Below are 11,535 nucleotides of genomic sequence, written 5' to 3'. Positions count from 1 at the left end.
ACCAGCGGGGAAGTGACCCTGGCCCTGCTGGACAACGTCTGGCATGGCGACACCAGCAATGCAGATGACAGCGTGGCGCTGACCGTGGGGCAGGGCGTGCTGACCCTGGTGCAGACCGTGACCGACGCCGATGGCGATCGCGCCAGTGCGGCGGTGGATCTGGGCGCCAACAGCGTGTTCCGCTTCGAGGATGATGGCCCGAGCGTGACCATCAATGCGGTGGCGGACGGTGGTATTACTCTGACCACCCAGGATGCGCAGACCATCGGTGCGGCCAGTGACACGGCGACCGGCAGCTTTGCGGCGGCGTTCCTGGCAGCGGCGGTGCCGAACTATGGGGCGGACGGTCCGGGCACCACCACGGTGAGTGGCTACAGCCTGAGTGTGACCGACAGCAACAGCGGGCTGACCAGCAACGGGCTGGCCATCATCCTGACCAAGGTGGGTAACGACATTGTGGGCTCGACCACGGACGGGGAAGTGTTCCGTATCAGTGTGGCGAGCAACGGCACGGTGACGCTGACGCAGTCGGCGGAGTTGGACCATCTGCCGGAGGACGTGGACAACAGCAACGACAACAACCTCATCAGCCTGGCCAATGGCAAGGTGCTGCTGAGTGCGACCGTGACGGTGGTGGATGGCGACAACGACACCGCGACCGGGACGGTGAGTTCGGACCTTGGCGGTAATATCAACTTTGAGGACGATGTGCCGAGTGTAATCAATAATCTCACCGTGCAACTCGATGACGACGCCCTAGCCAACGGTATTCCGGATGGTCCGAATGACGATGACAATGCGGTAAACACTAACGGTATCCTCGCTCATTTCGGGGCTGATGGTGCAGGCAGTATGCAATGGCTGACCACTGGGGCACCGGCTGGGTTTACTTATGAAACTGATCCCACTGGCGCCCTGTTGGTCAAACAGGATGTGATCACAGTGTTGACAGTAACCCTGAACTCGGCTACCGGGGCGTATAGCGTGACGCAGAATGCGCCTATTCAGCATGCAAACGCTGAGCAGGAGAACAACCAGGTGTTTACCTTGAACTACCAAGTGATTGATGGCGATGGCGATACCGCGAGTGGCACGTTGGCTATCAATGTCGATGATGATTCGCCGGTGGCGGAGAACGACACCGCCATTGTTGCTGAGTCCAGTGGTAAGGATTTCAATGTTGCCTTTGTGTTGGATTCCAGCGGTAGTATCAGTAATAGCGAGTTCACTACCATGATGAACGCTGTGAAGGCGGCGGGGCAGGCATTGTTCAACGGTACCGATGGCGATGTGAAAATCACCATAGTGGCGTTTTCTTCGGACTCACTGGCATATGCTCCGGTGACATCGTTTGCTGCGTTCAATGCTTTAGTTGATGACATAATCGCCAATAGACCGTTTAACGGCGACACCGACTTTACCGATGCTATCCAGCAAACCATGGTGTCTTACACCCCAATAGAGGGTTGGAGCAACCAGGTTTTCTTTATCAGTGATGGCAACCCTAATGAGCAAACAGGTACAGGCGGCAACTCGCTGAGCAACACGACGGCAACGGCTTGGAACACCTTTGTCGATAGTAATGCCATCAACGTTACAGCTATTGGTGTGGGGGATGGTATTAACACCACCCGTTTGCAGGATGTCGATCTTGATGGCAGTGGCACCCCGATTCTGGTAACTGACTTTAGTGGCCTGATTAATACTTTGCTTGGTCAGATCTCGGGCAATTTTGTCAGCGGCAATGTTCTGCTTGGTAACAACAACGCAGTAGGTGGCGGCGACGATGATTCATACGGCGCTGATGGTCCGGGGCGGATCATGTCCATCAAGATCGATGGAACGACTTATTTCTGGGATGGAGTCTTGGATGGAGACCAGCAGCTAACTAACATTACGACGGCACTGGGTGGCAAGCTGAGTTTTAATTTCGCCACGGGCATCTGGGGTTACACCTCGCCACAAAGCGTTGCCGCGGATACCAGCGAAAGCTTCGAGTATGTGATCGTTGACAAGGATGGCGATCAAGCGAGCGCTACTCTGACGATCAACATCGAAGATGCTGCCCCGGTGATCGGTAAGGTGGACGAGGACGAGCTGACTGGCGGCATCACCGATGGAGACTCCCAGACGACGACCGTCTCAGGAAGCCTGGTTGAACTATTGATTGGTACGAATAGCGGCCTGTTCAGTCTGGATTCCACACCCAATGTCATGCCATCCCTGACCTCGGACGGAGTGACGGTGACCTACGGCTTCTCTGGGAATACCCTGACAGCGATGGCTGGTGCGGCAACAGTCTTCACCTTGGTGGTGCAGAGCAATGGCTCTTACACCTTTACCCTGCTTGGGCCGCTAGATCATCCGAATGCTAATGGTGATGACAACGAGCTTCTGACGCTGAATCTGACTGGGGCCATTCGCGCTTCCGATGGGGTCAACCCGCTGCCGCTGGCTGGTGATCTGCTAATTCAGGTAGAAGATGATGTACCGACTATCCAAGCCAGCACCAACTTGGTGTACTCCAACAGCAGCAACCCGGGCGGTGGCACAGGTGTTTTCGATTACAGCACTGGTGCGGATAGCCGCGGCACAGGGCCGTTCTCGTCGTCCGACTCGGATTTCAATGCCATCGGCTTGACGGGGACCGTTGGTGGCTCGGCCATTACGTCGCAATTGGTCACCTGGGTGTCGGAGAATGCTAGTTCGGCCACCTTTGATATTGAGTTCAATTACGCGCCTAATCCGGCCAGTCCAGGAATTACGCAGGAGGCAACCGGTACCCTGACCTTCGACAAGATCAACGGTACTTACACGGTATCACTGGATGAACCGATCGAGGGCTTCAGTGTTCTCAAAACCAGTGCCTCGTTAAGTATCACGGGCTACGCATCTGGTGGCAGTGTGCCGGATAACTCGCAGCCGGATGTGTCTGTGGCCAAGCTGGGCAATGATTTTTATGTCCAGTTCAGGGGGGTGGCAGAGCCCGGTGGGGGTACCGGAACAAACAATCTGCAAGCCGGTGGTGCCAACACCAATGTATTTGCTAATGGCGAGTTGTTTACTCAGGCATCTTCTTGGGTCAGCGTCTCGAACTCGGCGAACGGTGTGGGCGGGGATACCCTTGGTAAGGGTGAGGTGCTGGATTTAACATTCCACACTAGCAATCCAACCGGTACAGTCGTTGCCAACCCAGATGGCAGAGCGGAAGGTATCTTCCTGAAGTTCGACGGTATCAATAATGAAGACTTGGTTGTAGTACTGAAACTGATCGGCACCGGTGGTATAACCACCACACGGGCTCTGGTGATCAGCAACAGTGATATTGCTAAATCAAGTAGTAGTGCTGCAACTTTGGCCGCGCTGTTGGCTTACGGCATTACTCTGGATAACAACGATGGGGCCATTGTCATCGAACACAATGACTACAACGGTGTAGGTGAGAACTGGCAGATCTACGGCGCGCAGATCCTGACCAGTGTGGAGGGTATTACCACCACTACAGCGCTGAATTTCAATGCGGCCTTCGGTGATTCGGGTGGTTCATATACGACCACAGACTTCAGTAACCAGACCGACAGCGATGTTGTGAAGGTCTCTGATATCGGTTTGATTACTTCGGAAAATACCACACTGGATGCCGAGTTGGACTTCCAGGTCGGGGTTAAGGATGCTGATAACGATGCTACTTCTAACACCAATCTGCATGTAATCATTGAGGCTGGCTCCACCTTAACCGGGTCGGCGTTGGCGGATGTGATTCAGGGTGGTGAAGGGAACGACACGCTCTTTGGTTTGGCTGGTGACGATACGCTGATTGGTGGACTGGGCAATGACATTCTGATCGGTGGTTTGGGTGGCGATACCATGACGGGTGGTGCCGGTAGCGATACCTTCAAGTGGCTTGCTGGCGATGCGGATGGCAGTACCGACACCATTACCGACTTCACGCTGGGCAACCCGTCCAACGGGGGGGATGTGCTGGATCTGTCGGATCTGCTGGTCGGTGTCCCCTCGGGGTTCAACAACAATGATCTGGCCACGGTGCTCAACAACTATCTGCAGTTCGACACCACGACCAACAAGCTGACCATAGACACAAACGGATCGGCGAGTGGCGGCTCTCAATTGACCGTCCAGTTCCAGGGCAACCTGGATCTGGATCAAAACGGAGGGCTCACAACCAACCACGACATCATCAAGCAACTGCTGGATGACGGCAACCTCAAGGTTGATCCGTAACCAGTGAACGGGGCCGGGCCATGCCTGGCCCCTGTTTTTTGACTGAGGGGGCGGCTAAGATAGCGGCAGTACAGGAGAGGGTCACCATGCAGTCATTTAATTGGATCGATATCGATGGCATTCGCTATAGCTGGGACGGGCAGGGCAGCATTACCTGTACCGGCCAGTTTGGCTATCACGCCACGATGGCGGGTGATCGGATTGATGCGCTGGATCTGGAGAGCGATGATGGCGAGGTGGCGGGTTCACTGAATGTGGACTTTGCTGCAGCAACCATTTCCTTCACGCCGGCCCAGGGTGAGCAGCTACCTCATATGATGGTGCTGGTTGGCCATGAGCAGGGGGAGCAGGAGTATACGCTGCAAAGTCTGAGCGATATCAGCCTGCAGGATCTGCTCGGTCATTCCGACAACATCGACTGCGCCCCTCTGACGGTGGATATCATGGCAGACCCGGTCACCCCGCTTGCCGGACACGTTCTGTCGTGGGACTCCTTCCACTTTGATGATGATGTGCTGCTCAGCTCCCGCAGTGCCTCCCCCGTAACGGCTGGCCATCCGGAGCCGGCTGGCAGTGAGATCAGCATCAATATCGACATGACCAATCAGGTACTGGATCAGATCCCGCCGTTGCACGATATATGAATCCCATTCGGCGACGGGCATAATGACCTCACTCCAATAGATTGAGGTCTTTTTTTATGTGGCGTTCCCTTCTTACCCTGTCCGCTCTAGTGGTCAGTGCTCCCCTGTTTGCCATCGAAGTGCCGCAGGCTCCCCATCTGGTGGTGAGCGGCTATGCCGAGCAAAAAGCAGAGCCCGACATGCTGACCCTGAATGTCTCCGTGACAGCGCTGGAGAAACAGGGCATCAAGGCCAAACAGCAGGTGGATGGCAAGGTCGCCGCCTTCTTTGGTCAGCTCGAAGGCCTGGGCATCAAGCGCACTGACGTTGAGGCGGGCAATCTGGTGATCTCCCCGGAGTATCAGTATCCGCAGAACAAGAAGCCGGAACTGGTGGGTTATCGTGCCCAGCGTCAGCTGGCGGTCAAGCTCTATCAACTCGACAAGCTGAGCGAGCTGATGGACACCGCGCTCAAGGCCGGGCTGGAGTCCGTTTCCCAGATTGAATACGGCCTCAAGGCTCCGCAAGCCATGAAAGAACAGGCTCGCCTCGGTGCGGTTGAGGATGCCAGAAGCAAGGCAGAGTCACTGGCCAAGGCGTTTGGTATGAAGCTCGGCAAGGTTTACAGCGTCGAATATCGCAACAATACCCCCATGCCGATCTACAGCCGGGCCCTCAAGGCTGCCGCCATGTCGCCCGCCGCCGACATGATGGAAAACAGCTATCAACAGCAACAGATCAGTATTACCGACAACGTGGAAGCCGTCTTCCTGCTGGAATAATCCAGCGGCTTTCGCCCCTTGTATCTTCCAAGCCCGAGCCCAGTGTCTCGGGCTTGTTGCTTTCAGGGAGAAGCCTTCTTGCAAGCAGATTTTGCCGGGCTGTGACGGCCCGCTCTTGAGGCTGACCCGGCCCCAGGTCATCTGCATAGGTGAAGAGGGGGGGCCGATATGGATGTTGGTTCGCGGGGGAACGCCGGCCAGAAAAATGCCGGTCAGTGACCGGCATTGAAGAGGTGCGAGGAAAGGGGTTAGCCGAGGTTGGCCGCGACGCGAGCCTGGCGCTTCTGCTTGAACTGATAGCCGATGGCCAGCACTATGATCCAGACCGGGATGAGCAGTACCGAGATCTGGATGCCCGGGGTCAGGTACATGATGACCAGAATGCCGGCCATGAAGGCGAGGCAGAGGTAATTGCCGAACGGGTACCAGAACGCCTTGAACTTGGGAACCACGCCTTCGGCCTGCTTGCTCTTGCGAAACTTCAGGTGCGCGAGGCTTATCATGGCCCAGTTGATGACCAGGGCGGAGACCACCAGCGCCATCAACAGCTCGAACGCCTTGCCCGGCATCAGGTAGTTGATCAGCACGCACAGCAGGGTGGCCGCCGCGGAGACGGAGATGGCCACCACAGGCACACCGCTCTTGTTGGTCTTGAGCAGGCTGCGCGGGCCGTTGCCCTGCTTGGCCAGACCAAACAGCATGCGGCTGTTGCAGTAGACACAGCTGTTGTAAACCGACAGGGCTGCGGTCAGTACCACCATGTTGAGCACGGTGGCCACCAGATTGCTGTCCAGCGCGTGGAAGATCATGACGAAGGGACTGCCGCCTTCTACCACCTTGCCCCAGGGGTAGAGGGACATCAGCACGGCCAGGGCGCCGATGTAGAAGATGAGGATCCGGTAGATCACCTGATTGGTGGCCTTGGGGATGCTCTTCTCGGGATTGTCGGCCTCGGCGGCCGTGATGCCGACCAGCTCGAGCCCGCCGAACGAGAACATGATCACCGCCATCGCCATCACCAGACCGCTGATGCCGTTGGGGAAGAAGCCGCCCTGGGCCCACAGGTTGCTGATGCTGGCGTCCGGGCCGCCGTTGCCGCTGGCCAGCAGGTAGCCGCCAAAGCCTATCATGCCGATGATGGCCACCACCTTGATGATGGCGAACCAGAACTCCATCTCGCCAAACGCCTTGACGTTGGAGAGGTTGATGGCGTTGATCAGCACGAAGAAGAAGGCCGCCGACATCCAGGTCGGGATCTCGGGCCACCAGTACTGAACATAAATGCCCACCGCGGTCAGCTCGGCCATGCTCACCAGCACATAGAGCACCCAGTAGTTCCAGCCGGAGGCAAAACCGGCGAAGTCACCCCAGTATTTGTAGGCGAAGTGGCTGAAGGAGCCGGCTACCGGCTCTTCCACCACCATCTCGCCCAGCTGGCGCATGATCAGGAAGGCGATAAAACCACCGATGGCATAGCCAAGCAGCACGGAGGGGCCCGCCATCTTGATGGTCTGGGCAATGCCGAGAAACAGGCCGGTGCCGATGGCGCCGCCCAGTGCGATGAGCTGGATATGGCGGTTTTTCAAACCGCGCTTCAGCTCCTCGCCGTTTTGTTGAAGATCCATTCTTCCTTCCTTACGTCTTCTGAAGTCATTCGTCTGTCATCTCGTCCGTCGGGTCACTCCATGTGACCGTGCACGGCAAAGCGTGCCTGAAACGTGACGAAATGCGTATTTATTTCGTTACAGCCGGTCGCTTTCTGTTTTTTATGGTGACTACCAACGGAAGCAGAATAGTGATAATCCATCGCCGATGCACCTGTTTTCCTCATCATTCGCTGGTTTTTTCGGCGAAAGGCAGGTTTTTAAGGAATGGCGAAGCTGGTAGGGAAGTGTTTGGCTGTATTGTGAGCAATCGAATGCTGCTCGGTTGACTCTTCTGGCATTTCCTGTTTTATGAAGCCTCCTGTGCAACAAGGATGCGCTTCATGCAACGTATTATTGGCAGTTTGCTGGCCGTCGCGCTGTGGCTGACCGTGTGGCTTTCGCCCCTGCTGCTGACCATGGCGGCGGGATGTCTGCTGGTGTGGGCCGTACAGGGTGATGACTATCTGGTGATGCACCTGCGGACTGTCTTGTTGATCGCCGGTGCCATCGGCCTGCTGCCGGCCCTCTGGCTGACTGAACGGGTACGGCGGCGTCACGGTGTGCTCAACTTCTACGCCATGCTGATGAACAACAGAGAGCTGAACCGCTCGGGCTCCCAATCCCGTTGAGGTTCAGTCGACAAGCGCCGGATACAGATGTATCCGGCGCTTTTTTATGGTCGTTTGCCGTATCGCCAGCTTGCCGGCGCGCGGCGTTGCTCAATAAAGCTGACGGCGCAAGCCGGTGGCCTCGAGGATCTTGGCGCTGATCTCCTCCACCGAGTGGGAGCTGGTGTCGAGGAAGCGGATCGCCTCCTGGCGAAACAGCCGCTCGACGCAGGCCAGCTCCTGTTCGCACTGTTCCAGCGAGGAGTAGCGGCTGTTGGCGCGGCGCTGGTTGCGGATCTCGTGCAGCCGCTGGGGGGCGATGGTGAGGCCGAACAGCTTGTGGCGATTGGCCTTGAGGGCGGCCGGCAGATCCAGAACCCCCATGTCCTGCTCGATGAAGGGGTAGTTGGCGGCGCGAATGCCGAACTGCAGCGCCAGGTAGAGGCTGGTCGGCGTTTTGCCGCAGCGGGAGACCCCGATCAGGATGATGTCGGCCTCCTCATACTCCTTGGTGGTGATGCCATCGTCGTTGGCCAGCGCGAAGTTGACCGCCTCGATGCGGTCGTCATAGAGCTTGCGGTTCTCCATGCCGTGGGTGCGGTGCAGCCTGGGCTCGGCCTTCACCCCGAGCTCGTGCTCCAGCGGGCTGACGAAGGTGTTGAGAAAGTCGTGGCTGCTGGCCTGGGCCTTGAGCACCTCCTCGCGCACCTGATGATCGACGATGGTGTGGAACAGTATGGGGCGAACCCCGGTCTGGCGAAACTGCTCGTCGATGCGCATCCGTACCTGGCGCGCCTTCTCCAGGGTTTCGACAAAGGGGATGGTGATCTGCTCGAAGGCCAGCGGAAACTGGCTCAACACGGCGTGGCCGAACACTTCGGCTGTGATGGCGGTGCCGTCTGAAACATAGAATACGGTGTGCACTGGGGGCTCCTGTGAGGGGGTCGGTGAGCTGGCTGGCAAGAAGTATCTCTCGAAACCATATCGTTTTTGTCAACCGGTCTGCCGTGCCCAAGTTGTGAAGTGGCTTGCAAACCTGAGTCGTTACCTTTTTGTGTTGGCATTGTAGAATGTCTGTGTCATTCGACCATCCCCAAATCTTGCTCGGGGATTTTTTTGACAATAAGTAGAAAACGTTTTCATGGTCGTTGGCAACAGTAGAAACAGACAATAACGCACATAAACTGGCGCACAAGGTGCCATGGCGGCACAGTGCCCACCAACCTGGAGACATGCAAGTGCAACAGTACGTACTCTGGTACGAGCAACTCGGAATGCAGGACGTAGAACGAGTTGGCGGCAAAAATGCATCCCTTGGCGAGATGATCAGCAACCTCTCTGGTGCCGGAGTTTCCGTGCCGGGCGGGTTTGCCACCACCGCCTTTGCGTTTAATGAGTTTCTGGAGTCAAGCGGCCTCAACGGCAAGATCCACGATCTGCTCGACAGCCTGGATGTGGACGACATCGCCGCCCTCAACCGGGCCGGCCAGCAGATCCGTGACTGGGTGATCGACGCCCCGTTCCAGAGCGAGCTGGAGCAGGCGATCCGGGTTGCCTACGACAAGCTCAGCGGCGGGCTTGACGCTTCCTTTGCGGTGCGCTCCTCCGCCACTGCCGAGGACATGCCGGATGCCTCTTTTGCCGGCCAGCAGGAGACCTTCCTCAACGTGCGTGGCATCGACGCCGTCATGATCGCCGTCAAGCATGTGTTTGCTTCACTGTTCAACGATCGCGCCATCTCCTATCGGGTGCATCAGGGCTATGACCACAAGGGTGTCGCTCTGTCGGCCGGGATCCAGCGCATGGTGCGCTCGGATCTCGCCGCCTCCGGCGTCATGTTCACCCTGGATACCGAGTCGGGCTTCAACGATGTGGTGTTCATCACTGGCGCCCAGGGCCTTGGCGAGATGGTGGTGCAGGGTGCGGTCAACCCCGACGAGTTCTACGTGCACAAACCGACCCTCAAGGCAGGACGCCCGGCGGTGGTGCGCAAGACCCTCGGCTCCAAGCTCATCAAGATGACCTATTCCGGCGATGCCAGCCACGGCCGTCAGGTGCAGATCGTCGATACCGATGAGGCCGAGCGCAGCCGCTTCTGCATCACGGATGCCGAGGTGATGGAGCTGGCCAAGCAGGCCCTCATCATCGAGCAGCACTACGGCCGCCCGATGGACATCGAGTGGGCCAAGGACGGGCAGGATGGCAAGCTCTACATCGTGCAGGCCCGCCCGGAAACCGTGCGCAGCCGCCAGGAGGCCAACACCCTCGAGCGCTTCGCCCTCAAGCAAGCGGGCAAGGTGCTGATCGAGGGGCGCGCCATCGGTCACAAGATCGGGGCAGGCCCGGCGCGGGTCATCTCCTCCATCAGCCAGATGGACGAAGTGCAGCCCGGCGACGTGCTGGTCACCGACATGACCGACCCGGACTGGGAGCCCATCATGAAGCGGGCCTCCGCCATCGTCACCAACCGGGGCGGGCGTACCTGTCACGCTGCCATCATCGCCCGCGAACTGGGCATTCCGGCGGTGGTGGGTTGCGGTGATGCCACCAAGCGCATCGAACCGGGCCAGCTCATTACCGTCTCCTGCGCGGAAGGGGATACCGGTTTCATCTACGACGGCGAGCTCGACTTCGACGTGGCGGTGACCGAGGTGGGCAACATGCCGCGCCTGCCCATCAAGATCATGATGAACGTCGGCAACCCGGACAGAGCCTTCGACTTCGCCCAGCTGCCGAATGCCGGTGTCGGTCTGGCCCGCCTCGAGTTCATCATCAACCGGATGATCGGGGTGCACCCCAAGGCGCTGCTGGAGTTCGACAGCCAGAGCCCCGAACTCAAGGCCACCATTGGCAAGATGATCGCCGGCTACGAGAGCCCGCGCGAGTTCTATGTCGCCAAGCTGACCGAAGGCATCGCCACCCTGGCCGCCGCCTTCTGGCCGGAGCGGGTGATCGTGCGGATGTCGGACTTCAAGTCCAACGAGTACGCCAACCTGGTGGGCGGTCGTGACTACGAGCCTCATGAAGAGAACCCGATGATCGGTTTCCGCGGTGCGTCGCGCTACATCGCCGACAGCTTCCGCCCCTGTTTTGCCCTCGAATGCGAGGCGATCAAGCGGGTGCGCGATGTCATGGGGCTGACCAACGTAGAGGTGATGATCCCCTTCGTGCGCACCGTGGGCGAGGCGGAGCAGGTGATCGACATCCTTGCCGAGAACGGTCTGCGCCGTGGCGAGCGGGGGCTCAAGGTGATCATGATGTGCGAGATCCCGAGCAACGCCCTGCTGGCAGACAAGTTCCTCGAGCACGTGGACGGCTTCTCCATCGGCTCCAACGACATGACCCAGCTCACCCTTGGACTTGATAGGGACTCGGGCCTTATCGCCCACCTGTTCGACGAGCGCAACGAGGCGGTCAAAGCGCTGCTGGCAATGGCCATTGCCGCTGCCCGCAAGGCGGGCAAGTACGTGGGGATCTGCGGCCAGGGGCCGTCCGATCACCCGGACTTTGCCGCCTGGCTGGTCGAGCAGGGCATCGACTCTGTGTCCCTCAACCCGGATACCGTGGTCGACACCTGGCTCTATCTGGCCGAGCAGCACAAGGCGAACTGACGCAGGCTGCACAGCCCACACCA

Annotated in this window: 7 protein-coding genes; 5 read left to right on the top strand and 2 right to left on the bottom strand. The window is 58.3% G+C overall.

The window, feature by feature from the left end; all coding sequences use genetic code 11:
* The first annotated feature begins 12 nt into the window (after positions 1 to 12).
* The 3 genes from AB5Y98_RS05960 (at position 13) to AB5Y98_RS05950 (ending at position 5,647) form a co-directional block, all read left to right on the top strand.
* Complete coding sequence (locus AB5Y98_RS05960) at positions 13 to 4,242, top strand: DUF5801 repeats-in-toxin domain-containing protein (RefSeq protein ID WP_368231512.1); 4,230 nt, start codon at positions 13 to 15, stop codon at positions 4,240 to 4,242.
* Between the two features lie 86 nt (positions 4,243 to 4,328).
* The gene (locus AB5Y98_RS05955) at positions 4,329 to 4,886 is read left to right on the top strand and encodes a hypothetical protein (RefSeq protein WP_336291813.1); all 558 of its coding nucleotides are present in this window, start codon (positions 4,329 to 4,331) and stop codon (positions 4,884 to 4,886) included.
* A gap of 56 nt (positions 4,887 to 4,942) precedes the next feature.
* Positions 4,943 to 5,647 carry an SIMPL domain-containing protein gene (locus AB5Y98_RS05950; RefSeq protein ID WP_368231511.1) on the top strand — a complete coding sequence of 235 codons (705 nt, stop codon included), beginning with the start codon at positions 4,943 to 4,945 and terminating at the stop codon, positions 5,645 to 5,647.
* Positions 5,648 to 5,895: 248 nt separating this feature from the next.
* Here AB5Y98_RS05950 and AB5Y98_RS05945 read toward each other — a convergent pair whose 3' ends face one another.
* Complete coding sequence (locus AB5Y98_RS05945) at positions 5,896 to 7,272, bottom strand: amino acid permease (RefSeq protein WP_005302537.1); 1,377 nt, start codon at positions 7,270 to 7,272, stop codon at positions 5,896 to 5,898.
* Positions 7,273 to 7,634: 362 nt separating this feature from the next.
* Here AB5Y98_RS05945 and AB5Y98_RS05940 point away from each other — a divergent pair, with 362 nt between their 5' ends.
* On the top strand, positions 7,635 to 7,922 hold the full coding sequence (locus tag AB5Y98_RS05940) for a hypothetical protein (protein ID WP_337079617.1): 288 nt from the start codon (positions 7,635 to 7,637) through the stop codon (positions 7,920 to 7,922).
* Between the two features lie 90 nt (positions 7,923 to 8,012).
* Here the strand turns inward: AB5Y98_RS05940 and AB5Y98_RS05935 are convergent, their stop codons facing one another.
* Positions 8,013 to 8,825 carry a pyruvate, water dikinase regulatory protein gene (locus AB5Y98_RS05935; RefSeq protein ID WP_005302533.1) on the bottom strand — a complete coding sequence of 271 codons (813 nt, stop codon included), beginning with the start codon at positions 8,823 to 8,825 and terminating at the stop codon, positions 8,013 to 8,015.
* Between the two features lie 308 nt (positions 8,826 to 9,133).
* On the opposite strand from AB5Y98_RS05935, the gene ppsA reads away from it, so the two are divergent.
* Positions 9,134 to 11,512, top strand: a complete 2,379-nt coding sequence (gene ppsA / locus AB5Y98_RS05930; RefSeq protein ID WP_368231510.1) for a phosphoenolpyruvate synthase — start codon at positions 9,134 to 9,136, stop codon at positions 11,510 to 11,512.
* Positions 11,513 to 11,535: the final 23 nt, after the last annotated feature.

It is taken from the genome of Aeromonas sp. s3 (assembly GCF_040907805.1).
Taxonomy (GTDB): domain Bacteria; phylum Pseudomonadota; class Gammaproteobacteria; order Enterobacterales; family Aeromonadaceae; genus Aeromonas; species Aeromonas dhakensis.
This window is presented reverse-complemented; position numbering and strand designations above follow the sequence as displayed.